Genomic DNA, 23,341 nt, shown 5'->3' on the forward strand with positions numbered 1-23,341 from the left:
CGCGCTGCTGTCGAAGAGTGTCAGAGCGTCAACTCGTAGGCGAGCAGCATGATGTCGTCGAGCTCCGGGATCGGGTTCCAGTCACGCTCGGGGGCGCGGGTGAAGCCGAGGCGTTCGTAGATGCGGTGGGCGGCGTGCATGGAGCTCTGGGTCGACAGGACGACGCGCATGCAGCCGGGCGTGGTGCGGGCGCGGTCGAGGCACGCGCGCACGAGGGCGGCCCCCGCGCCCTTGCCGCGGGCGTCCTTGATGACCGCCAGCATCCGGATCTCGGCCTCTCCCTCGCGGGCGATGTCGGCCATGGGGCCGCCCTGCGGCACGAAGGTCACGCCTCCGAGCAGGCGGGTGCCCTCGGCGGCGACGAGGACCTCGGCCGCGGCGGCTCGCTTCGCCACGTTCCGCAGCTCGCCGAGGTAGCTGTCGCTCTCGCCGAAGTCGAGGAGGCCGTCGTCGAGGTAGGCCCCTGCGGTGATCTCTCCGAGAGGCGTGTAGTCGCCGGGGGCCGCCCGGCGGATCTCGATGTCCATGCGGGGCAGTGTGCATCAGGGGCACGGCGAAGGGCCGCCGGATTTCTCCGACGGCCCTTGAGCGTCCCTCCGGTTCAGGCGGCCTAGTGGCTCGCGCCCGCCGTCGCCGGCGGGAGTTCCACCTGTACGCCGGCGTCGCCCGCGTCCGCCGTGTAGTCGGCCGGGGACGTCTCGTCGATGCCGTCGGGGGCCTTGAACGCGCGCAGGGCGAAGGTCAGGACCACCGTCACCGCCACGTTCAGCACGAAGGCCGTCAGACCGATGTAGCCGATCTCCCCGATGCCGGGGATCTCCTTGGAGCTGCCGCCGAAGTGCTTCTGGGTCGGCGAGGCGACACCGTATGCGGCGAGCGTGCCGTAGACCATGCCGACCGCCCAGCCGCCGAGCAGCGCCCAGCGGTGGAACCAGCGGGTGAACAGGCCGCCGACCAGGGCCGGGAAGGTCTGCAGGATCCAGATGCCGCCGAGCAGCTGGAAGTTGATGGCGACCGTCTTGTCCATGGTGAGGACGAAGACCAGCGCGCCGACCTTCACCAGGAGCGAGACCAGCTTGGAGACCTTGGTCTCCTGCTGCGGCGTCGCGTCCGGCTTGATGAAGTCCTTGTAGATGTTGCGGGTGAAGAGGTTCGCCGCGGCGATGGACATGATGGCCGCCGGCACGAGCGCGCCGATGCCGATCGCGGCGAACGCGACGCCCGCGAACCAGTCCGGGAACATGTTCTCGAACAGCTGCGGGATGGCGAGCTGGCCGTTCTGCACGTTCACACCGGCCGCGATCGCCATGAACCCGAGCAGCGCCAGCAGGCCCAGCATCAGCGAGTACAGCGGCAGGATCGTGGTGTTGCGGCGGATCACCTCACGGCTGCGCGAGGACAGCGTCGCCGTGATCGAGTGCGGATACATGAACAGCGCCAGTGCCGAGCCGAGCGCGAGAGTGGCGTACGTCCACTGGCCGGCCGGTGCGGGCACCACGCCGCCCGCGCCCGCCTTCGCGTACTTGTCGCTCGCGGCCTGGAAGATCTCGTCGAAGCCGCCCAGCTTGATCGGGATGTAGATGATCGCCACCGCGATGACGATGTAGATCAGGGTGTCCTTCACGAACGCGATCAGGGCGGGGGCCCGCAGACCGGACGAGTACGTGTAGGCCGCCAGCACGCCGAAGGCGATCAGCAGCGGCAGGTCCTTCACGAACCAGTTGGTGCCCTCGCCGCCGCCGACGCCCATCACGTCCAGGACGGCCTGGATGCCGACCAGTTGGAGCGCGATGTACGGCATCGTGGCGAGGATGCCGGTGACGGCGACCGCCAGCGACAGCCCCTTCGAGCCGAAGCGCCCGCGCACGAAGTCCGACGTCGTCACGTACCCGTGCTTGTGCGACACCGACCACAGGCGCGGCAGGAAGGTGAAGATCAGCGGGTAGACCAGGATCGTGTACGGCACCGCGAAGAAGCCGGCTGCGCCCGCCGCGTAGATCGCGGCCGGTACGGCGACGAAGGTGTACGCCGTGTACAGGTCGCCGCCGAGCAGGAACCAGGTGACCCAGGTGCCGAACGAACGTCCGCCCAGGCCCCATTCGTCGAGGCTGTGCTCGTTGTCGGCCCTGCGCCAGCGGGCCGCCAGGAAGCCCAGGACCGTGACGGCCAGGAAGAAGAAGATGAAGACGCCGAGGGCGACTCCGTTCACACCGTCCTTCATGCCCCCGCACCGCCCTTCTGCGAGGTGCGGGCGCGCTGGTCACGCTTCCACAGCTGGTACGCGAGCATCGTGAGCGCCGTGGAGATGACCACCCACAGAATCTGGTACCAGTAGAAGAACGGGATACCGGCGAACGCCGGGTCGGTCTTCGCGTACGAGCCGACCCACAGCATCGCCACGAACGGCGCGAACAGGCAGAGGGCGATCACCACACGGACCGGTGTCACCACCGGTGGGTTCGCGTCAGGTGCACCTGACGTGTCTGGCACATCCGTCACTTCCGACATACGGCGGCTCCGTCCCCTCACTGATCAACCTGTGTAACGCGCAGGCAATCTAGGCGACGGTGTCCCGGAAGCGGAACCCCTCGTCCGTATTCCGGTCCTCAGCAGCAGCGGAATCCCTGGCGGGGGTCCTTCTCCTGGCGGTCCGTCCGCATTCGCTCGAAGTCACGGCGGGAGGGTACTCGGGCCTCCTGATGGTTCCCGCGTACGTGCGCCACATAGCGGTCGTACGCGGATTCGTCCGTCAATTCGCGTACGTACCAGCGGATTCCCCTAGCCGCCCTGACCAGCGCCGACCGCATCGCGCATCTCCTCCTTCTCCTCCCGGGTCGGGATCAGCCCGGCCGGGGCGACGATCTCCGACCGCACGTACGGCGATTCACTCAGCGAGGACAGTGCGGGGCGGCGGATGTGCCGGACGCAGACCCGGGCCGCGTCCGCGACCACCACGACGACGAGGAGGGCGAGGATGGCCGAAAGGACGCCGTCCACCGTGGAGTTGATGACGACGGTGTGCATGTCGTCCATGCTCTTGGCGGGCGGCAGGACCTTCCCGGAGTCGATGGCGTCCTGGAACACCGAGCGCTGCTTGAAGAAGCCGACCTTCGGGTCGCCGGAGAACACCTTCTGCCAGCTCGCCGTCAGCGTCACCGTGGCGTCCCAGACGAGCGGAACCCCGGTGATCCAGGCCCACTTGAGGCGCCCGGACTTCACGAGCAGCGTCGTGCAGACGGCCAGCGCGACGGCCGCAAGCAGCTGGTTGCAGATACCGAAGATCGGGAACAGCTGGTTGATGCCGCCGAGCGGTTCGTGCACACCCACCCAGAGGAAGTACCCCCACAGGCCGGTCACGATCGCACTGGTGATGACCAGGCCGGGCTTCCAACTGACGTTCTTGAAGGGTCGGTAGAGGTTGCCGAGGGTGTCCTGGAGCATGAAGCGGCCCACGCGCGTCCCGGCGTCGATCGCGGTCAGGATGAACAGCGCCTCGAACATGATCGCGAAGTGATACCAGAACGCGCGCAGACTCCCGCCGGTCACCTTGGAGAAGATCTCCGAGATGCCGATGGCGAGCGTCGGCGCGCCGCCGGTGCGGGACAGCAGGGTGGACTCCTCGACGTTCTTCGCCGCCTGCGCGAGGTCGGCGGGGGAGATCTGGTAGCCCCAACCGCCCACCACGTGCGAGGCGTTCTGCACGGTGGTGCCGATCACGCCGGACGGCGCGTTCATCGCGAAGTACAGGCCCGGGTCGATGATGCTCGCCGCCAGCAGCGCCATGATCGCGACCGACGACTCCATCAGCATGGAGCCGTAGCCGATCATCCGGACCTGCGTCTCCTTCTGGATCATCTTCGGCGTCGTACCGCTCGATATGAGCGAGTGGAAGCCGGACAGTGCCCCGCAGGCGATGGTGATGAAGGCGAACGGGAAGAGCGAGCCCGCGAAGACGGGTCCGTTGCCCTTCGACGCGAAGTCGGTGACGGCGTCCATCCTCAGCGTCGGCAGCGTGATGACGACGCCGAGCGCGAGCAGCGCGATCGTGCCGATCTTCATGAAGGTGGAGAGGTAGTCGCGGGGCGCCAGCAGCATCCACACCGGCAGGATCGAGGCGACGAAGCCGTACCCGATCAGCCAGATGACCAGCGTCGAGGGCGCGAGGGTGAAGGCGCCGGCCCAGGAGGACTCGGCGACCCAGCGGCCCGCGACCAGCGCGAGCAGCAGCAGTGCCACACCGATCAGGGAGACCTCGGCGACCCGCCCCGGCCGCAGCACCCGCAGATAGAACCCCATCAGCAGGGCGATGGGGATCGTCATGGCGATGGAGAAGGTGCCCCACGGGGAGGCGGCGAGGGCGTTCACCACGACCAGGGCCAGCACCCCGAGCAGGATGATCATGATGGCGAAGGCGGCGACCAGCGCGGCCGCGCCGCCGAACGGGCCGATCTCCTCGCGCGCCATCTGCCCCAGCGACCTGCCGTCCCGGCGCGTGGAGAAGAACAGCACCACCATGTCCTGGACCGCGCCCGCGAAGACGACGCCGGCGATGATCCAGACCGTGCCGGGCAGATAGCCCATCTGCGCGGCGAGCACGGGCCCGACCAGCGGTCCGGCGCCCGCGATCGCCGCGAAGTGGTGGCCGAGCAGCACGCGCCGGTCGGTCGGATGGAAGTCGATGCCGTTGTTCAGCCGCTCGGCAGGAGTCGCCCGGGTCCTGTCGACCCTGAGCACCTTGTACGCGATGAACTTCGCGTAGAAGCGGTAGGCGATGGCGTACGAGCCGAGGGCGGCGGCGACCATCCAGGCGGCCGACACGTCCTCCCCGCGGGCCAGGGCGAGTACGGACCAGCCCGCCGCGCCCACCAGCGCGACGAGGGTCCAGACGACGACGGTTCGGGGGTTCGCGGTACGCACCGGGGAGTCCTCCCGTCCATACGGAGACGGGAGGAACGTAGAGCAGGAACAGCAGTTGCGCTACACCGCGTGCCTTACCTCAAGGGCTCAGGACGTCATGAGCTCAGGACTTCAAGTGGCTCAATCCTGCGGCCGCTTGAGCCTGGTCGTGAACTTGTACCGGTCGCCCCGGTACACCGACCGCACCCACTCCACCGGCTCGCCGTCGTTGTCGAGGGAGTGGCGGGAGAGCATCAGCATGGGCAGGCCCACGTCGGTGCCGAGCAGGCCGGCCTCGCGCGGGGTGGCCAGGGAGGTCTCGATGGTCTCCTCGGCCTCGGCGAGATGGACGTCGTAGACCTCGGCGAGCGCGGTGTAGAGCGAGGTGTACTTGACCAGCGACCTGCGCAGGGCGGGGAAGCGCTTGGCGGAGAGGTGGGTCGTCTCGATGGCCATCGGCTCGCCGTTGGCCATGCGCAGCCGCTCGATGCGCAGCACCCGCCCTCCCGCCGTGATGTCGAGCAGGTCGGCGAGGGTGTCGTCGGCGGTGATGTACCCGATGTCCAGGAGCTGCGAGGTCGGCTCCAGGCCCTGGGCGCGCATGTCCTCGGTGTACGAGGTGAGTTGGAGGGACTGGGTGACCTTCGGCTTGGCGACGAAGGTGCCCTTGCCCTGGATGCGTTCGAGGCGGCCCTCGACGACCAGCTCCTGCAGGGCCTGGCGCACGGTGGTGCGTGAGGTGTCGAACTCGGCGGCGAGGGTGCGCTCGGGAGGCACCGGTGTGCCGGGCGCCTGCGTCTCCGTCATGTCGAGAAGGTGTTTCTTCAGGCGGTAGTACTTGGGCACGCGCGCGGTACGGATGGGGGCCCCACCCTCGTTCTCCGCACTGCTGACGTCGGTGCTCATGCTCTGCCTTCCCGGCTCTGGTGCCGAAGCGACCGGCATCCCGTCGGCCACGGCTCACATCGTGGCACGGCTTCGTGCGCGAGTTCCCTGTGAGTATCCCCCGCACGCTCCGTGATCCCCTCTATATACCGTCGGACCCCTCGCTGGTCTAGTCCACCGCGCTGAAATGGTCCACTCGGTTTCGCGCGAAGCGACCTGGCCTTTTCGCTACTTACCTACTTAAAGGTCCTTGCATATGTAGGTCCCATAACGGACGGCTGGAGGGGGTTATTCACCCTTGACACCCCCCTAGGTCTAGGCCAAGCTCCGGGCTACTGGTCTACACCATTGGTCCAGTCCCGGCCCCGCTGGGCGGTATCCACTGCAACGGTCACCGCAGGGAGCGTGGGGGGTTTGAGGGCATCCCTGAGGAGGGTGGCGTGAAGCGCAAGCTGATAGCCGCGATCGGTATCGCGGGCATGATGATCTCGGTCGCGGCCTGCGGCGGCAGTGACGACAGCGACAGCGGCAAGAAGGCGGGGGCCGACGGCTACAAGGGGGAGACCCTGACCGTCTGGGCGATGGACGGCTCCACCCCGCCGGCCTGGACCAAGGACCTGCAGGCCGCCTTCAAGAAGAAGACCGGCGCGACGCTGAAGTTCGAGACCCAGAAGTGGGACGGGATCCAGCAGAAGATCACCACCGCCCTCTCCGAGTCCAGCCCGCCGGACGTCGTCGAGGTCGGCAACACCCAGACCCCCGCGTACGCGGCCACCGGCGGCCTCGCCGACCTCAGCGACCTGAAGAGCAGCATCGGCGCCGACTGGGCCGAGAACCTCAACGCGTCCGCGGTCTTCGACGGCAAGCAGTACGCGGCGCCCTGGTACTTCGCCAACCGCGTCGTCATCTACAACAAGAAGGTCTGGGCCGACGCCGGCATCAAGGGCACCCCGAAGACGCGGGACGAGTTCTACAAGGACCTCGACGCCATCGGCAAGAAGACCAAGGCCGAGCCGATCTACCTGCCCGGCCAGAACTGGTACTTCTTCGACGGTCTGACCATCGGCCAGGGTGCCGACCTGGTGAAGAAGGACGGCGACAAGTACGTCTCCAACCTCGCCGACCCCAAGGTCACCGCGGCCATGGAGATCTACAAGAAGTACCAGTCCTATTCCAAGGCCCCCATGGACAAGGACGAGGCCACCCCGCAGCAGGCCGAGGTCTTCGCCAAGGGCAACGTCGGTGCCTTCATCGGCATGGGCTGGGAGGCCGGCACGGCCATCGCCGCCAACAAGAAGATCGAGAAGGACATCGGCTACTTCACCATCCCCGGTGAGACCGCCGACAAGCCCGAGGGCGTCTTCCTCGGCGGCTCCAACTTCGCGGTGGCCGCGGGCAGCAAGAAGCAGGACCTCGCCAAGGAGTTCCTGAAGCTCGCCCTGTCCGACAAGTTCGAGGGTGCGCTCGCCAAGCAGAACGGCGTCATCCCGAACAAGGAGTCGCTCAACTCCGTCCTCGCGGGCAACGTCGTCGCCGAGGCGGCCGCTCCCGCCGCCAAGCAGGGCGGCACCACGCCGCTGATCCCCGAGTGGGCCGCGGTGGAGAACACCCCGAACCCGATCAAGACGTACATGACCGCGGTTCTGAAGGGCAAGTCGCCGGCCGACGCTGCCAAGCAGGTCGAGGCCGAGATCAACAAGCGGCTCTCGCAGAAGAGCTGACCCACCCTCCGCCGGGGGACGGCCGGACGGCCGCAACGCCGCCGAGCCGTTCCCCGGCGCGCACGTGCCAGTGGCGATCTGGAGAGATGGCGAGCATGTCAGTGCAGACCGAACGCGCGGACACGGTCCCGGCATCGGGCGTCCGTAAGACCGGCGGGGCCCCGCCCGGCCCCGGAGGCGGGGAGACCCGTACGAACAGACGTGGCGGATCCTTCGCCCCCTACCTGCTCCTGCTGCCGGCGCTGCTCTTCACCGCGGTGCTGCTCGGCTGGCCGCTGGTCAAGAACGGCATGCTGTCGTTCCAGAACATGAACCCGCGCCAGCTGATCCTGCACCTCACCGAGTGGAACGGGTTCGACAACTACCAGGAGGTCCTGGGTAGTTCGGACTTCTGGAAGGTCGTCCAGCGGTCGGTGGTCTTCACCGCCGTCAACGTCGTCCTCATCATGGTGCTCGGTACGCTCGTCGGCCTGCTCCTCGCCCGCCTCGGCAAGCGCATGCGGCTGCTGCTGATGCTCGGCCTCGTGCTCGCCTGGGCGATGCCGGTGATCGCCGCGACCACCGTCTACCAGTGGCTGTTCGCCCAGCGCTTCGGCGTCGTCAACTGGCTGCTCGACAAGGCCGGCTGGCACTCGATGGCCGACTACAACTGGTTCGGCACCCAGCTCTCCACCTTCTCCGTGATCGCCCTGCTGCTCGTCTGGCAGTCGATCCCGTTCGTGGCGATCAATCTCTACGCCGCCACGACCACGATCCCCAAGGAGCTCTACGAGGCCGCCTCGATCGACGGGGCCGGGACCTGGAAGAGCTTCACCTCGGTGACGTTCCCGTACCTGCGGCCGTTCCTGTGGGCGACGACGTTCCTGGAGGTCATCTGGATCTTCAAGGCGTTCCCGCAGATCTTCGCGATGAACGAGGGCGGCCCCGACCGGCTCACCGAGACCCTGCCGATCTACGCCTTCGTCGAGGGTCCCGGCAACCAGCACTACGGCATGGGCGCGGCCATCTCGTTCCTGACGATTTTCATCCTGCTCGCCCTGACCGCCTATTACCTGCGTACCGTTCTCAAGCAAGAGGAGGACGAGCTGTGAAGCGCTCCCTGACGGCCCGCCTGTGGCCCAACGTGACGGCCGTCGTTCTCTTCGTCGTCTTCGCGTTCCCCGTGTACTGGATGTTCGCCACCGCGTTCAAGCCGACCGGCGACATCATCGCGGACACCCCGGTCTTCCTGCCGACCGACGTCACCTTCGCCCACTTCAAGCGGGCCTTCCACGCCGACCACTTCTGGACCCTGGTCGGCAACTCCCTGACGGTGACCGTGCTTTCGGTGCTCCTCGCCCTCGTCATCGCGCTGCTGGCGTCCTTCGCGCTGGCCCGGATGCGGTTCAAGGGGCGGCGCGGCTTCGTCCTGACCTTCATGATCGCGCAGATGGCGCCCTGGGAGGTCATGGTCATCGCGATCTACCTGATCGTGCGGGACTCGGACATGCTCAACAGCCTCGTCCCGCTGACCGTCTTCTACATGATCATGGTGCTGCCCTTCACGATCCTGACACTGCGCGGCTACGTCGCCGCCGTGCCCAAGGAGCTGGAGGAGTCCGCCATGGTGGACGGCTGCACCCGCACCCAGGCCTTCGTGAAGGTGATCTTCCCGCTGCTGGCGCCGGGGCTGATGGCGACGTCGCTCTTCGGCTTCGTCACGGCGTGGAACGAGTTCCCGCTGGTCCTGATCCTCAACAAGGACATCGAGAAGCAGACGCTTCCGCTGTGGCTCTCCAGTTTCCAGACGACGTTCGGTGACGACTGGGGGGCGACCATGGCGGCGGCGACGCTCTTCGCCCTGCCCATCCTGATCCTCTTCGTCTTCCTCCAGCGCAAGGCCGTCAGCGGACTCACCTCCGGCGCCGTGAAGGGATAACGCCACCAGATGACGACGATCGCCTCCGGCACGGACACGCTCACCCGCGACGCCCTTGCCGTCCTCCAGCCCGGCTTCACCGGAACCAGCGCCCCCGACTGGCTGCTGCGCCGGCTCGGTGAAGGCCTGGCCTCCGTGGGCCTGTTCGGCCGCAACATCGCCTCGCCCGAGCAACTGGCCGCCCTGACCGCCCAGTTGCGCGCCGAACGCGACGACGTGCTCGTCGCCATCGACGAGGAGGGCGGTGATGTCACCCGCCTGGAGGTGCGCACGGGCTCCTCGTTCCCCGGCAACCACGCGCTCGGCGCGGTCGACGACGTCGAGCTGACCCGGGAGGTGGCCGCGGAACTCGGCCGCCGCCTCGCGGCCTGCGGAGTCAACCTCAACTGGGCGCCGTCCGCGGACGTCAACTCCAACCCCGGCAACCCGGTCATCGGCGTGCGCTCGTTCGGTGCCGACACCGCCCTGGTCGCCCGGCACACCGCCGCCTACGTCACCGGGCTCCAGTCCGCGGGCGTCGCCGCCTGCACCAAGCACTTCCCGGGGCACGGCGACACGGCGGTCGACTCGCACCACGCACTGCCGCGCATCGACGCCGGGCTCCCGGTGCTCCAGGAGCGCGAACTCGCCCCGTTCCGCGCCGCGATCGCCGCGGGCACCCGCGCGGTGATGAGCGCCCACATCCTGGTCCCGGCCCTGGACCCGGACCGCCCGGCCACCCTCTCCCCGCGCATCCTCACCGGGCTGCTGCGCGAGGAACTCGGCTACGACGGCCTCATCGTCACCGACGGCATGGAGATGCAGGCCATCGCAGCGACGTACGGCATCGAGCGGGGCAGCGTCCTCGCCATCGCGGCCGGCGCCGACGCCATCTGCGTGGGCGGCGGCCTCGCGGACGACGAGACGGTACGCCGACTGCGCGACGCCCTCGTGACGGCCGTACGTACGGGGGAACTGCCCGAGGAACGGCTCGCGGACGCCGCGGCACGGGTACGGGCCCTGGCACGGTGGACGGCCGGTGCCTCGGGCGACGGTTCTCCCGACGGACATGGGGCGCGCTCGGACATCGGGCTGATCGCCGCCCGCCGGGCACTGACCGTCACGCCTTCGGAGGCCTACGCGGCAGTCACCGAGCCGCCCTACGTCGCCGCCCTCACTCCCGTCGCCAACATCGCGGTCGGCGACGAGACCCCGTGGGGCGTCGCGGCCGAACTCGCCCGGCTGTTGCCCGGCACGGAGACCGGCAGCTTCGCCGGGGACGGCGCCGGAGCGGAGGCCCTGGCCGCCGCGGGCTCCCGCCGCATCGTCGCCGTCGTCCGCGACGAGCACCGCCACCCCTGGATGACGGCAGCCCTCGACACCCTCCTCGCCGCCCGCCCCGACACGCTCGTGGTCGAGATGGGCGTCCCGCAGGCCACGCCCCGCGGCTCCCTCCACATCGCCACGCACGGCGCGGCCCGCGTCTGCGGCCGGGCTGCGGCGGAGGTCATCGCGGGGGAGTAGCTGGGAGCAGCCCGCACCCTGCCCCGTGTACGACGGTGCCGGGCCACCCCGCGAGGGGCGGCCCGGCACCGTCGTACACCGGAGAGTGCCTTAAATCCCCTGCCAGTCCGGCTTGTTGGCGTACGTGTGCCGGAAGTAGTCCGCGAGCTTCAGCTTGGACGCGGCCGCCTCGTCGACCACGACCGTGGCGTGCGGGTGGAACTGGAGCGCCGAGGCCGGGCAGACCGCGGCGACCGGGCCCTCCACCGTGGCCGCGACCGCGTCGGCCTTGCCGTCACCCGTGGCGAGCAGCACCAGGTGCCGCGCCTCCAGGATCGTGCCGATGCCCTGGGTGATGACGTGGTGCGGGACCTGCTCGATGTCGCCCTCGAAGAACCGCGCGTTGTCGACGCGGGTCTGCTCGGTCAGCGTCTTGATCCGGGTGCGCGAGGCGAGCGAGGAGCACGGCTCGTTGAACCCGATGTGCCCGTCGGTCCCGATCCCCAGGATCTGGAGGTCCACACCGCCGGCCGCCGCCAGCGCCCTGTCGTACGCCTCGCACGCCGCCTGCACGTCCGCGGCGGTGCCGTCGGGTCCCATGAACGCCTCGACGTCCAGCCCCAGCGGCGCCAGCACCTCCCGGCGCAGCACCGACCGGTACGACTCGGGATGCTCGGCCGGCAGTCCCACGTACTCGTCGAGCTGCGCGATCCGCGCACGCGAGGCGTCCACGGCCCCGGAGTCCGCCTTCGCCGCCAGCGCCTCGTAAATGGGCAGCGGGGTCGAGCCGGTGGCCACGCCGAGCAGGGCGTCGGGCTTGCGTCGGAGCAGCTCCGCCATGGCCTCGGCGATGATCTCGCCGCCCGCCTTGGCGTCCGGGACGATGACAACTTCCACGCTGGGCCTGCCGATCTGGAGAGGGACTCAACTGGAACCCGAAAGAGGGCACATGTGGTATAGACCAATCTACCAGAATCGGCCCCCGCGGTCTCGTCGGACACCTTCGTCCGCCAGCTTTCTCCCCGCCGGTGAAATCGGGGCGTTCCGCCGTTCCCGTCAGAGTCCACCCGCGTTCACTTCCCCGGTGGGCCTACACCAGCGAACCCCCTGTCGTGTCCAGCCACGCCCCGGTGATCCAGCGCCCCGCGTCCGAGGCGAGGAAGGACACCACGTCCGCGACGTCCGCCGGGGTGCCCACGCGCCCGAGGGCCGATATCGCCGCGGCCCCCGCCCACGCCTCGTCACTGGTCCGCAGCCAGTCCGCGTTGGTGTCGGTGTCGATGATGCCGGGGGCCACCGAGTTCACCGTGATGCCCCGGGGGCCCAGCACCTTGGAGAGGTCGCGGGTGAAGACGTCCAGCGCGCCCTTCGTCATCGCGTAGGCCATCTTGTCCGGCATCACCGCGTTGCGCGCGAGGCCGGAGGACACGTTGATCACCCGACCGCCGTCCCGCAGCCGCTCGGCGCCCAGCCGGGTGATGAAGTGGGGGGCTCGCACATTCACCGCGAAGACGCGGTCGTACTCCGCCTCGTCGATCTCGCCGAACGCCCGTGACGTGCCGATCGCCGCGTTGTTCACCAGGATGTCGACGCCGTCCGCATGCCGGTCGAACTCCGCCCAGAGCCGCTCCGCGTCTCCCGGCACCCCCAGCTCCACCCCGATCGCGAACGCCGAGCCGCCCGCCGCCTCGATCGCGGCCACCGTCTCCTTCGCGGCCGCCCTGTTGCTGCCGTAATGCACGGCGACGCGCGCGCCGTCGGCGCCGAGCCGCTCGGCGATGCCCCGCCCGATCCCCCTGCTGCCGCCGGTGACGAGTGCAGTCCTGCCCGTGAGCACGCCCATGTCGGCGCCCCCTTCTCATTTATCTAGTGGCCGCTACAGAAAAAACCGTACAACAGCCCGCCGACATTTCTCTAGTACCCGCTATACAATTCACCCCATGGTGCGCAGCGAGGGAACCGGTACGGATACCGAGATCGAGGCGAAGACCCGGGCGGTGACCAGGCAGCGCGGCCGCCCCCGTTCCTTCGACCGCGAGACGGCGCTGGAGAAGGCGATCCTCGCCTTCTGGGAGCACGGCTACGAGGCGACCTCCGTCTCCGACCTCACCCGCGTCATGGGCATCGGCGCCCCGAGTCTGTACGCGGCGTTCGGCGACAAACGGTCGCTGTTCGAGGAGGTCGTGCGCGAGTACGGCGCCAGGTACGGCTCGTTCGGTGAGCGCGCGCTCGCCGAGGAGCCCACCGCCCGCGGCGCCGTGGAGCGGATGCTGCGCGAGGCCGCCGCCGAATACACCGACCCGGGCCGCCCGCACGGCTGCCTGGTCATCCACGCGGCCACCAACTGCACGACACCGGACGTGGAGGAGTCGCTGCGCGCGCGGCGCAATGCCAACATCGCCGCCATCCAGAGCCGGATGGGAGCGGGCATCGCCGCCGGCGAGCTGCCCGCGGGCACCGACACGGCGGCCCTCGCCCGGCACACCGGGGCGATCATCCAGGGGATGTCCCAGCAGGCCCGCGACGGAGCCACGAAGCAGGAGCTGGAGGCGCTCGCCGCCCTCGCGATGACGGTCTGGCCGCCCATGCCCTGACGGTCCGGCCCCCTTCGTGACGGAAACCGCTCCCGCTTGTGCCGCAATCCGGCTGCTGCGGGGCCCCGAACCGGGCTACTCTGCGTGGTGGATGCCGTTGGATGTTGGATAAAGAGACAACAACAAACATCCGCTCACGCATGGACACGGGCTCATGGACGAAGGAACATGGACCGTGTGGCATGGTCTAGTCCACAACTCTGGGCTGACCGTACCGATCAAGCCTCCGTCTTCCCCGCACAGGAAGGCGGACCGAGGAACCGGCGCTCTCTGCCCTGACTGCTCCGGCTCCTCTCCTTCGGCCGAATGGGACCGCACACCCCATGGCCGTTGCTGCTCCGGGCTGCGGTGCCGGGAGGGTTGAGGGTCCCTCCCAGGCGCCGCGGCCCGCGGGTGTTTCCGGGCCCTGACCCGTCTCCGCCGAGCCCCCGCCCGTGGCCGTTTTCGAGCGGTGTCCGTACCGCCAGGTACGCTCGCACTCGTGCCCTCCATGAACGACCTCGTACGCCAGCACACCGCACTCGGTGACTCCGACCTCGAGTGGCTGCATCTGCTGGTCTCGGAGTGGCAGCTGCTCTCCGACCTCTCCTTCGCCGACCTCGTGCTCTGGGTCCCCACGCGGGACGGCACCCGCTATGTCTCCGTCGCGCAGATGCGGCCCAACACCGGCCCCACCTCGTACCAGGACGACATGGTCGGCCACCTCGTCCCGCGCGGCCGCCGGCCCCTGCTGGACGCAGCGCTCGACGAGGGCCGCATCGTGCGCGAGGGCGACCCCGAGTGGCGCGAAGAGGTCCCCGTACGGGTCGAGTCGATTCCCGTGCGACGGGAGGGGCGCGTCCTCGGTGTGATCGCCCGCAACACCAACCTCCTCACCGTGCGCACCCCGAGCCGCCTGGAGCTGACCTACCTCCAGAGCGCCTCCGATCTCGCCCAGATGATCGCCGCCGGCTCCTTCCCGTTCCCCGACCAGCAGGTCGACATGGACGCCTCACCGCGCGTGGGCGACGGGCTGATCCGGCTCGACGCGGACGGCATCGTCCAGTACGCCTCCCCGAACGCCCTCTCCGCCTACCACCGCCTCGGCCTCGCCGCCGACCTGGTGGGCCACCACCTCGGTGTGACCACCGCCGAACTCGCCCCCTCCCGCGGCCCGGTGGACGAGGCGCTGTCCAAGGTCGCCAGCGGCTGGGCGCCCCGCGAGTTCGAGATCGAGAGCGGCGACGGGGTGATCCAACTGCGCGCGATCCCGCTCAAGCCCAAGGGCACGCGCGTCGGTTCGCTGGTCCTGCTGCGGGACGTCACCGAACTGCGGCGGCGCGAGCGCGAGTTGATCACCAAGGACGCGACCATCCGGGAGATCCACCACCGGGTGAAGAACAACCTGCAGACGGTGGCCGCACTTCTGCGCCTCCAGGCCCGCCGCATCGACTCCGACAAGGGGCGTGAGGCGCTGGAGGAGGCCGTACGCCGCGTCGGTTCGATCGCGATCGTGCACGAGACGCTGTCCCAGAACCTGGACGAGCGGGTGGAGTTCGACGAGATCGCCGACCGGGTGCTCGCCATGGTCGCCGAGATCTCACCCGGCAAGGTCACCGGGCGGCGCACCGGCCGCTTCGGGATCCTGGACGCCGAGGTCGCGACGCCGCTCTCCATGGTGCTCACCGAGATCCTGCAGAACGCCCTGGAGCACGGCTTCCGCGAGGGCGACCGCGGCACGGTCGAGGTCTCGGCGGTCCGCGGCGGCACCAGCAAGGAGGCCCGGCTCCTGGTCACCGTCCAGGACGACGGCGTGGGTCTGCCCGAGGGCTTCGACCCGCACCGCTCGGGCAATCTCGGGCTGCAGATCGTACGAACGCTGGTGGAGGGCGAGTTGGGCGGCACCTTCGACATGGTGGCGGCCCCGGAGCGCGGCACCCAGGTGATCCTGGACATCCCGGTGCCGCCCAACAAGTAACGGACCGCCGGCGCGGTCCGTTCACCCGTGCAGTCGCAAACAGCAATGAGCCCCGGACCAAGATCTGGTCCGGGGCTGAAAGCTCGTTGCGATATGCGATGCGCATCGGGGGTACTGCGCGCTGCGGCTCGGGGGCGGGAGATGCGTACTCGCTGTACGCGCCGCCGGGCTCAGGCTGTTACGGGGTGGAGCGTCAGGCGGTGGCCTGACGGGCTCGGTTGCGGGCGGCGCGGCGCTTCATCGCGCGGCGCTCGTCCTCGCTGAGGCCACCCCAGACGCCGGAGTCCTGGCCGGACTCGAGCGCCCACTGCAGGCACTGCTCCATGACGGGGCAGCGGCGGCAGACGGCCTTGGCTTCCTCGATCTGCAGCAGCGCAGGACCGGTGTTGCCGATGGGGAAGAAGAGCTCGGGGTCTTCCTCGCGGCAAACGGCGTTGTGACGCCAGTCCATGGCTGCTACCTCTCCTTGGTATTACGTGCAAGTTGCTTGTGAATGTGAACGCTTTCACGAATCCCTCAACAAGTGAAGGGCCGACTGCCAGATGGACTGGCGTGGTCCTGTGTTTTGAGGAGGGGTTCTGGCTCTCTGTGGGGGCCGATGTTGCGGGCCGTCCCGAGCGCCACGTAGAGACTCGCAAACCTCAGCGGCGGATACAACCCCTTCTGGAAAGTTTTTTTTGATTCCTCGGTGTCGACTAGGTCACAGCCGTACTTCCATGGGGTGGATCCTGGCCTAAACGTTCGAGTGAAAGGACTTTGGGCCCTTCCGCTCACACAATCACACGCAGTGCACGGCGTACGCCTGTGAACGTCACGCTCGTGCGCAGCCCTAGGTGGTCGCCGTCCATCTGCAGGGGTAGCGGGGCCTTCGAATGCAAGGTGAAGTCCGTCAAGTCGTGCAGTGAGAGAGCGTGCTTGCCATGGGGTCCGCGCTCGGGGGACGAAGTGAGCAACTGGGTCGCATACCGGGCAACCGAGGGCGTCGACATGCGGCTCAGGCCGAGTACGTCGAGCCCGGTATCGAACGAGGCCTTAGGTGAGGCGTACACCGGACGATTGCCGAGAAACGTCCATGGGGACGTGTTGCAGATTATGGACAGGACCAGATCGGTGACCGGATCCTGGCCGGGCTGCTCCAGCGTGATGGTGCCGTGTCTGCGGTGAGGTTCGTCCAAAAACTGGCGTACGACCTGGCGGAGATAGAGCGCATGCGTGGAGCGCTTGCCCCGTTCGCGCTGCTGTTCGACCCGGCCGATGACCCCGGCGTCGAAGCCGAGACCCGCGCAGAAGGTGAACCAGCGGGCCGGCACCGACTCGTCCTCGGTACCCGGGGTGCCCGCGGCGAGACCGAGCCCGATCGTGCGCTCCCGGCTCTCGCGCAGGGCGTCCAGCAGAGCGCCGGTCGCCTCGACGGCGTCGTTGGGCAGGCCCAGTGCGCGGGCGAAGACATTGGTGGAGCCGCCGGGGACCACCGCGAGGCGCGGCAGATGGTCCGGGTCGGGGCCGTTGTGCAGCAGGCCGTTCACGACCTCGTTGACCGTGCCGTCGCCGCCGAGGGCCACGACCAGGTCTATGTCCTCGCTCTCCGCGGCCTGCCGGCCGAGGTCCCTGGCATGCCCGCGGTACTCGGTGGTGACCGCCTCGAGTTTCATCTCGCTGGCCAATGCGTGGGTCAGGACGTCACGCGTACGCGCACTCGTGGTGGTTGCCGCCGGATTGACCACGAGAAGTGCACGCATGAGATGCAGGGTACCTACTGGGTGGTACTCGGCCCAGACCGAGGTGGGGGTCGGGTAGGGATCGGGTAAGAGCTCGGCACGTGATCCCGGGCACCGGAGCCGGGGGATCCCGGGCACCGGAGCCGGGGGATCCCGGGCACCGGGGCCGAGGGCGGCCGGAGGCGGAGGGCTACCCTGCTGGGGTGAGTGCTGAGCAGAATCCCGCCCCGAAGACGCCCGCGGACCACCAGGGCGCCGAGCCCCGCCCCGGGCGGCTGACCGCCGCGGCGGCGCTGGCCGCGCTGGAAGGCCTCGCGCTCGTCACGGGCGGCGTCTGGATGCTCGTACTCGGCCTCACGGGTGACGGGGACGACCGGCAGCAGGCCGTCACCGGCGGTGTCACGGTGATCCTGCTCGCGCTGCTGCCCCTGCTCGCCGCCCGCGGGCTGCTGCTGCGCCGCAGCTGGAGCCGGGGCCCGGCGGTGATCACGCAGATCATGGCGCTTCCGGTGGCCTACAGCCTGCTGCAGGCCGACAGCGTCGCGATTCCGGCGGGCATCGCCCTCGCGGTCGTCGCCGTCGCGGCGCTCGTGCTGCTGGTGAACCCGGCAACGACCAGGGCCCTCGGAATCCGAGGGCCCGGCGCAGACGTGCAGGATCAGAAGTAGGACCTGGCCTACTCCTCGACGAGCAGCTTCTCCCGCAGCTGGGCCAGCGTGCGGGCCAGCAGGCGCGAGACGTGCATCTGGGAGATGCCGACCTCCTGCGCGATCTGCGACTGCGTCATGTTGCCGAAGAAGCGCAGCAGCAGGATCCGCTTCTCGCGCGGCGGCAGATCCTCAAGGAGCGGTTTGAGGGACTCGCGGTACTCGACGCCCTCCAGTGCCTCGTCCTCGGCGCCGAGGGTGTCCGCGACGGCCGGCGACTCGTCGTCGGTGTCGGGGACGTCCAGGGACAGCGTGGAGTACGCGTTGGCGGACTCCAGGCCCTCCAGGACCTCCTCCTCCGAGATGCCCAGCTTCTCCGCCAGCTCGTGCACCGTGGGGGAGCGGCCGTGCAGCTGGGAGAGCTCCGCGGTCGCCGTAGTGAGCGCGAGGCGCAGCTCCTGAAGCCGGCGCGGCACGCGCACCGCCCAGCCCTTGTCGCGGAAGTGCCGCTTGATCTCGCCGACGACCGTCGGGGTCGCGTACGTCGAGAACTCGACGCCGCGCTCCGGGTCGAAGCGGTCGACGGACTTGATCAGGCCGATGGTGGCGACCTGGGTGAGGTCGTCCAGCGGCTCCCCGCGGTTGCGGAAGCGGCGCGCGAGATGCTCGACGAGCGGCAGGTGCATGCGGACCAGCTGGTTGCGCAGCTCCGCGTACTCGGCGCTGCCGTCCTTCAGCTTGCGCAGCTCGATGAACATCGCCCGAGCTCCGCTGCGGTCCTGCGGGTCGTGCTGCGTGTGCTGGCGGCTCGGCCCCTGCACCGGCGGGGCGCTGGGCCCCTGGGGTGCGCTCTGCACATCCGGCGCGGCCGGCTTGTCGTGTCGCTCGTGCTCGCTCATAGTCCCGCCCGTCACCATTTCCCGAGCTCGCGGCTCCTCCCCCAGGTCCTCGACCTTGCTTGAACGAGGGGGACCCGCATGAGCAGGGGAGACCCCGTCGATCGGCTCCGTCTGCTGCTGAGACGCTTCGGCCGCCGCCGAGGATGCGCCGTCCTCCGGGTGCGGCCGGGCCTGCTCGGGGATGCCGTCGACGCCGTCCGCCGTGCGCCGCGACCCGCCCGGGCCGTCGACAGGCTCGGCGGGAAGCTCCCGTGTGCCGCGCTCTTCGTCCCGCACCGGCCCGTCCCCGTTCCTCACGCCGGCCCGGGTCCCGCGCCGCGCTGTTTGTAGAGGCTGATCGTCACGGTCTTGTCGTCGGCGACGGTGGATTCGACCGTGCCCGCGAGAGCCGACAGGACGGTCCAGGCGAACGTGTCCCGCGCGGGGGCGTGACCGTCCGTGGTCGGGGCTGAGACCGTCACCTCGAGCGAGTCGTCGATGAGCCTGAAGACACAGCTGAGCACCGAGCCGGGGACGGCCTGTTGCAGCAGGATCGCGCAGGCCTCGTCCACCGCGATGCGCAGGTCCTCGATCTCGTCGAGGGTGAAGTCCAAACGGGCTGCGAGGCCGGCCGTGGCCGTACGCAGCACCGACAGGTAGGCACCCGCAGCCGGCAGCCGGACTTCCACGAAGTCCTTCGTCGCGGGCTCGCCTGCGATCTGGGACACCCTCACCTCCAAGGTGGTACAAGCTCATTAAGAGCTTTTTCAGGGCCGAGGGTCGCCCCCCGGGGTAACGCGCTATGTGGTTCAGCGGTGACGCTACCGCGCTCCCGAGTTTCCCGTACCGGGGACCCCGCCCCTTCCTGTCACTCATAGTAAGCCTATGAGTACGCACAGTGGCTAGGGGTCTGCGCCCCCAAATCGGAAGAGCGCGCGCCGGGTTGACGTACCCAGACGTCAGACCGCCGAACCGTCCGGCACGCGGATCACACGAGTACGTGGTCGACGAAGCACCAGCGCCAGCTCTCCCCGGCCTCGAAGGTGCGCATCACCGGGTGTCCGGTCTCCTTGAAGTGCTCCGAGGCATGCCGCAACGGTGAGGAGTCGCAGCAGGCGAGGTGCCCGCACTCCAGGCACAGCCGCAGCTGCACCGGATGCGATCCTGCCGCCAGGCACTCCAGGCAGGTCTCGCTCAGCGGTTCGGGCTCGGGCTGCGGCAGCGCGTCGCCGTGCGTGCACTGTTTCATGATTGCCAGGTTACGTCGGGTGTGCGGCGAGCCGCGCGAAAAACGAGGGCGGGCTGAGGACGATGCACGTTTTGCCACTGCTGTTGCTGGTCGCGGGCAGCGCCGCGGTCGCGGGGGCCGCGCGCCGCACGCCCGTACCGGCGCCGCTGCTGCTCGTCGCGGTGGGTCTGCTGATCTCGTACCTCCCCGGGGTGCCCGACTACAGGCTCGACCCCGACGTCGTACTGCCGCTGCTGCTGCCCCCGCTGCTGTACACGGCGGCAACGGACAGCTCCTACCTCGACCTGCGCGCCCAACTGCGGCCCGTCGCGCTGCTCTCGGTCGGGTACGTCCTCTTCGCGACCCTCGCCGTCGGCTGGGCCGCCTATCTGATCGTGCCGAGCCTGCCGCTGACCGCGGCGCTGGTCCTCGGGGCGGTGGTGGCGCCGCCGGACGCGGTCGCGGCCACCGCGGTCGCCCGCCGGGTCGGGCTGCCCTCGCACATCACCACGATCCTCCAGGGCGAGTCACTGGTGAACGACGCCACCGCGATCACCGCCTACAAGGTGGCCCTCGCCGCCGCGGTCGGCGAGGGCGCGACCTGGGCGGGCGGCATCGGCGAGTTCCTGCTCGCGGCGGTCGGCGGCGTGGTGGTCGGGCTCGCCCTGATGGTGCCGATCCACTGGCTGCGCACCCACCTGAACGAGGCGCTGCTCCAGAACACCCTCTCCCTGCTGATCCCCTTCGTCGCCTACGGCGTCGCCGAGCAGGTGCACGCCTCCGGAGTGCTCGCCGTGGTGGTCGTCGCGCTCTACGTCGGACACCGTGCCTGGGAGGTGGACTTCGCCACCCGGCTCCAGGAGGAGGCCGTCTGGAAGATGGTCGCGTTCGTCCTGGAGTCGGCCGTGTTCGCGCTGATCGGACTCCAGCTGCCCGTCGTCCTCGAAGGGCTGGGGGAGTACGCGGGTGGCCGCGCCGCCTGGTACGCGGTGGCCGTCTTCGTGGTGGTCGTCGCGGCCCGGTTCGCGTGGGTGTACCCGGCGACCTTCCTGCCGCGGCTGCTGTCCTCACGCATCCGGGAGCGCGAGAAGAACCCCACCTGGAAGGGGCCGTTCGTCATCGGCTGGGCCGGGATGCGCGGCGTGGTCTCGCTCGCCATCGCCTTCTCGATCCCGCTCACCCTGCACAGCGGAGCGGACTTTCCCGACCGCAACCTCGTCCTCTTCCTGACCTTCACCACGGTCATCGGCACCCTGGTCGTGCAGGGCCTGACACTGCCCCCGCTGATCCGCCTCCTGAACCTCCCCGCGCGCGACCCGCAGGCCGAGACGCTCGCCGAGGCGAACGCCCAGGCGCAGGCGTCCCGGATCGCCGAGCAGCGCCTCGACGAACTCCTCGACGACGAGGCCAACACGCTGCCCCCGCCGCTCGCCGACCGGCTGCGCTCGGTCCTGGAGCGGCGCCGCAACGCGGTCTGGGAGCGGCTGGGCGCGGTCAACCCCACGACCGGCGAGACGGTCGACGACACCTACCGGCGGCTGTCCCGCGAGATGATCGGCGCCGAGCGCGCGGTCTTCGTACGGCTCAGGGACGGCCGCTACATCGACGACGAGATGCTGCGGACGCTGCTCAGACGCCTGGACCTGGAGGAGGCGGCGGCCTACCGGGAGACGGCGACCTAGGAGGCCCGGGCGGTCTCGGCGGCCGGCGGGAACGGGCTGCCGGTGATCACGGCCGCCACCGTCGTCCCGCGCGGGAAGGCGTCCTCCGCCGTAAGGGCGACAAGTCCGTACAGCAGCTTGGCGACATAGAGACGTTCGACCGGCAGGCCGTGGCGGGCCTCGAAGTCCTCGGCGAAGGCGTCCAGTTCGGGGGTGGTGCGGGCGTAGCCGCCGCAGTGGAAGCGGTCGTCGAGCCACCAGTCGCCGCGCCGGCCGCCGAAGGCGTCCTCCTGGAGCCCCTCTATGTCGGCGGCCAGGAAGCCGCCTTTGAGGACCGGTATGCCGAGGGCGCGCTGGTCAGGAGCGAGTCCGGCGGCCAGGCCCGCGAAGGTGCCGCCGGTGCCGCAGGCGAGGGCGACGACATCAGCGTGCCCGCGCAGCTCCTCGCCGAGCTCCCGGCAGCCGCGTACGGCAAGGGAGTTGCTGCCGCCCTCGGGGACGACGTACGCGTCCTCGGCGCCCGCGCCACGGAGGATCCCGGCGAGCGTCTCCGGGTCGGTCTTGCGGCGGTAGGTCGATCTGTCGACGAAGTGCAGCCGCATGCCGTCGGCGGCGCACCGGGACAGGGAGGGGTTCAGCGGGCGGCCGGCCAGCTCCTGCCCGCGGACCACGCCGACGGTGGGCAGGCCCAGGAGGCGGCCCGCGGCGGCCGTGGCGCGCAGATGGTTGGAGTACGCGCCACCGAACGTGAGAACCGTGCGGCCCGCCGCCGCCCGCAGGTTCGGGGCGAGCTTGCGCCACTTGTTGCCGATCAGGTCGGGGTGGATCAGATCGTCCCGCTTGAGCAGCAGCCGCACACCGTGCCGCGCGAAGCGCTCGTCCACGGCCTCCTGCAGCGGCGACGGCAGCCGCGGCCGCAGCACGGTCGGGTCGAGCGCTTCGGGGAGGTCGGGGAGGTCGGGGACGGTCACCGTGCCATTGTCGGACAGTGAGGCTTCGAGCGAGAGGTGCTACTTCAGGCGGTCGCGGACGCGCTCCCGCATGGAGGCCATCGTGAAGCCCCGCGGGTCGACCTTGCCCGGCTGCCACTCCAGGTGGCCGATGACGGAGCGCTCCGTCCACCCGTGGTGGCGGCAGATCGCCGCCGAGACCCGCTCGATGGCCGACAGCTGGACGTCGGGCCAGGGGTCCCTGCCATCGCCGAGGTTCTCGCACTCCAAGCCGTAGAAGTGGCGGTTTCCGTCGGTGTCCGCCTCGTTGTCGTGGGGGAGCGCCTTCTCCGCGATCACGGCGCGCAGCACGTCGTCGTCGCCCAGGCCCGCGTGGTTGGCCCGTCCGTAGCCGACCAGGTGGACGACGCCGTCCTTGGTGATGACGCCGTGGCACAGCGGTCCGGGCAGAGCCGGGTAGCCGTCGCGGCAGATCTCCACCGTGCGCGCGCTGCCCGAGGTCGCCGTGTGGTGGATCATCACGCCGTTGACCGGTCCCCAGGGACCCTTGTGATTGCGGTTGTGATGCTCCCAGTCGCCGACTTCGACGACGGTGACGCCTTCCGCCCTGAGCCGGTCCAGGAACGTGCCCGCGGACATGGGTGGGGCCATGACCGCCTCCTTCGTGCTGCATGCCGACCGCCCGTCGCGGCCGTCTCGTACGCAGCTTGTACCCGGTACAAGGCGGTCCGGCCCAGCCGTTCGCACAGCGTGCGAGCCGTTTTGGACAGGACGCGTTCTCCCGTCCTCGTCCGTCGCGGGATCCG

Annotated in this window: 23 protein-coding genes; 8 read left to right on the top strand and 15 right to left on the bottom strand. The window is 69.6% G+C overall.

The annotated features are described in order from the left end of the window. Window positions 1-20: 20 nt before the first annotated feature. The 6 genes from AB5J56_RS15845 to AB5J56_RS15870 form a co-directional block, all read right to left on the bottom strand. Window positions 21-527, bottom strand: a complete 507-nt coding sequence (locus tag AB5J56_RS15845) for a GNAT family N-acetyltransferase (RefSeq protein ID WP_369233369.1) — start codon at window positions 525-527, stop codon at window positions 21-23. 83 nt (window positions 528-610) lie between these two features. Then, on the bottom strand, window positions 611-2,221 hold the full coding sequence (gene mctP / locus AB5J56_RS15850; protein ID WP_369233370.1) for a monocarboxylate uptake permease MctP: 1,611 nt from the start codon (window positions 2,219-2,221) through the stop codon (window positions 611-613). Continuing rightward, window positions 2,218-2,508, bottom strand: a complete 291-nt coding sequence (locus tag AB5J56_RS15855; RefSeq protein ID WP_369233371.1) for a DUF3311 domain-containing protein — start codon at window positions 2,506-2,508, stop codon at window positions 2,218-2,220. Before AB5J56_RS15855 ends, mctP begins: the two co-directional genes overlap by 4 nt. A gap of 98 nt (window positions 2,509-2,606) precedes the next feature. Further along, complete coding sequence (locus AB5J56_RS15860) at window positions 2,607-2,807, bottom strand: CstA-like transporter-associated (seleno)protein (RefSeq protein WP_369233372.1); 201 nt, start codon at window positions 2,805-2,807, stop codon at window positions 2,607-2,609. Further along, a complete protein-coding gene (locus tag AB5J56_RS15865; protein ID WP_369233373.1) occupies window positions 2,779-4,917 on the bottom strand; it encodes a carbon starvation CstA family protein in 2,139 nt (712 codons plus the stop codon). The genes AB5J56_RS15860 and AB5J56_RS15865 overlap by 29 nt, the downstream gene beginning before the upstream one ends. Window positions 4,918-5,037: 120 nt before the next feature. Further along, window positions 5,038-5,802: a GntR family transcriptional regulator gene (locus AB5J56_RS15870; protein ID WP_369233374.1), complete on the bottom strand. Its 765-nt coding sequence runs from the start codon at window positions 5,800-5,802 to the stop codon at window positions 5,038-5,040. 419 nt (window positions 5,803-6,221) lie between these two features. Between AB5J56_RS15870 and AB5J56_RS15875 the strand changes: the two genes are divergently transcribed. The 4 genes from AB5J56_RS15875 to AB5J56_RS15890 all read left to right on the top strand — a co-directional run bounded on the left by AB5J56_RS15875 (window position 6,222) and on the right by AB5J56_RS15890 (window position 10,923). Continuing rightward, window positions 6,222-7,502, top strand: coding sequence for an extracellular solute-binding protein (locus AB5J56_RS15875; RefSeq protein ID WP_369233375.1), 1,281 nt, complete (start codon window positions 6,222-6,224; stop codon window positions 7,500-7,502). Window positions 7,503-7,597: 95 nt separating this feature from the next. Beyond that, on the top strand, window positions 7,598-8,593 hold the full coding sequence (locus AB5J56_RS15880; RefSeq protein ID WP_369233376.1) for a carbohydrate ABC transporter permease: 996 nt from the start codon (window positions 7,598-7,600) through the stop codon (window positions 8,591-8,593). Further along, a complete protein-coding gene (locus AB5J56_RS15885) occupies window positions 8,590-9,420 on the top strand; it encodes a carbohydrate ABC transporter permease (RefSeq protein ID WP_369233377.1) in 831 nt (276 codons plus the stop codon). Before AB5J56_RS15880 ends, AB5J56_RS15885 begins: the two co-directional genes overlap by 4 nt. 9 nt (window positions 9,421-9,429) lie before the next feature. Further along, entirely contained in the window at window positions 9,430-10,923 is a 1,494-nt protein-coding gene (locus AB5J56_RS15890) for a glycoside hydrolase family 3 protein (protein WP_369233378.1), read from the top strand. Between the two features lie 90 nt (window positions 10,924-11,013). On the opposite strand, the gene nagB is transcribed toward AB5J56_RS15890, so the two are convergent. Both nagB and AB5J56_RS15900 read right to left on the bottom strand, forming a co-directional pair. Beyond that, entirely contained in the window at window positions 11,014-11,799 is a 786-nt protein-coding gene (nagB, locus tag AB5J56_RS15895; protein WP_369233379.1) for a glucosamine-6-phosphate deaminase, read from the bottom strand. Window positions 11,800-11,992: 193 nt separating this feature from the next. Further along, window positions 11,993-12,745, bottom strand: a complete 753-nt coding sequence (locus AB5J56_RS15900; RefSeq protein ID WP_369233380.1) for an SDR family oxidoreductase — start codon at window positions 12,743-12,745, stop codon at window positions 11,993-11,995. 97 nt (window positions 12,746-12,842) lie between these two features. On the opposite strand from AB5J56_RS15900, the gene AB5J56_RS15905 reads away from it, so the two are divergent. Both AB5J56_RS15905 and AB5J56_RS15910 read left to right on the top strand, forming a co-directional pair. Continuing rightward, window positions 12,843-13,496 (top strand): TetR/AcrR family transcriptional regulator, encoded by a 654-nt coding sequence (locus tag AB5J56_RS15905; RefSeq protein WP_369233381.1) that lies wholly within the window; start codon window positions 12,843-12,845, stop codon window positions 13,494-13,496. A gap of 490 nt (window positions 13,497-13,986) precedes the next feature. Beyond that, window positions 13,987-15,453 carry a sensor histidine kinase gene (locus AB5J56_RS15910; RefSeq protein ID WP_369242575.1) on the top strand — a complete coding sequence of 489 codons (1,467 nt, stop codon included), beginning with the start codon at window positions 13,987-13,989 and terminating at the stop codon, window positions 15,451-15,453. Between the two features lie 193 nt (window positions 15,454-15,646). On the opposite strand, the gene AB5J56_RS15915 is transcribed toward AB5J56_RS15910, so the two are convergent. Continuing rightward, window positions 15,647-15,904 (bottom strand): WhiB family transcriptional regulator, encoded by a 258-nt coding sequence (locus AB5J56_RS15915; RefSeq protein ID WP_006380970.1) that lies wholly within the window; start codon window positions 15,902-15,904, stop codon window positions 15,647-15,649. Window positions 15,905-16,223: 319 nt separating this feature from the next. Next, on the bottom strand, window positions 16,224-17,192 hold the full coding sequence (locus AB5J56_RS15920) for a diacylglycerol kinase family protein (protein ID WP_369233382.1): 969 nt from the start codon (window positions 17,190-17,192) through the stop codon (window positions 16,224-16,226). Window positions 17,193-17,374: 182 nt separating this feature from the next. On the opposite strand from AB5J56_RS15920, the gene AB5J56_RS15925 reads away from it, so the two are divergent. After that, on the top strand, window positions 17,375-17,839 hold the full coding sequence (locus AB5J56_RS15925) for a hypothetical protein (RefSeq protein ID WP_369233383.1): 465 nt from the start codon (window positions 17,375-17,377) through the stop codon (window positions 17,837-17,839). A gap of 8 nt (window positions 17,840-17,847) precedes the next feature. On the opposite strand, the gene AB5J56_RS15930 is transcribed toward AB5J56_RS15925, so the two are convergent. From AB5J56_RS15930 to AB5J56_RS15940, 3 genes are all read right to left on the bottom strand, one after another. Beyond that, complete coding sequence (locus AB5J56_RS15930) at window positions 17,848-19,014, bottom strand: RNA polymerase sigma factor SigF (RefSeq protein WP_369233384.1); 1,167 nt, start codon at window positions 19,012-19,014, stop codon at window positions 17,848-17,850. Continuing rightward, window positions 19,011-19,424 carry an anti-sigma regulatory factor gene (locus AB5J56_RS15935; protein WP_369233385.1) on the bottom strand — a complete coding sequence of 138 codons (414 nt, stop codon included), beginning with the start codon at window positions 19,422-19,424 and terminating at the stop codon, window positions 19,011-19,013. Before AB5J56_RS15935 ends, AB5J56_RS15930 begins: the two co-directional genes overlap by 4 nt. Before the next feature lie 260 nt (window positions 19,425-19,684). Further along, window positions 19,685-19,945 carry a UBP-type zinc finger domain-containing protein gene (locus AB5J56_RS15940; protein WP_369233386.1) on the bottom strand — a complete coding sequence of 87 codons (261 nt, stop codon included), beginning with the start codon at window positions 19,943-19,945 and terminating at the stop codon, window positions 19,685-19,687. Between the two features lie 62 nt (window positions 19,946-20,007). Here AB5J56_RS15940 and AB5J56_RS15945 point away from each other — a divergent pair, with 62 nt between their 5' ends. Continuing rightward, window positions 20,008-21,606 (top strand): Na+/H+ antiporter, encoded by a 1,599-nt coding sequence (locus AB5J56_RS15945; RefSeq protein ID WP_369233387.1) that lies wholly within the window; start codon window positions 20,008-20,010, stop codon window positions 21,604-21,606. On the opposite strand, the gene AB5J56_RS15950 is transcribed toward AB5J56_RS15945, so the two are convergent. Both AB5J56_RS15950 and AB5J56_RS15955 read right to left on the bottom strand, forming a co-directional pair. After that, window positions 21,603-22,556, bottom strand: a complete 954-nt coding sequence (locus AB5J56_RS15950; protein ID WP_369233388.1) for a 1-aminocyclopropane-1-carboxylate deaminase/D-cysteine desulfhydrase — start codon at window positions 22,554-22,556, stop codon at window positions 21,603-21,605. The two genes, AB5J56_RS15945 and AB5J56_RS15950, sit on opposite strands and share 4 nt — an antisense overlap. Window positions 22,557-22,595: 39 nt before the next feature. Next, window positions 22,596-23,186, bottom strand: coding sequence for an N-acetylmuramoyl-L-alanine amidase (locus AB5J56_RS15955; RefSeq protein ID WP_369233389.1), 591 nt, complete (start codon window positions 23,184-23,186; stop codon window positions 22,596-22,598). Window positions 23,187-23,341: the final 155 nt, after the last annotated feature.

Source organism: Streptomyces sp. R21 (assembly GCF_041051975.1).
Classification (GTDB): Bacteria; Actinomycetota; Actinomycetes; order Streptomycetales; family Streptomycetaceae; genus Streptomyces.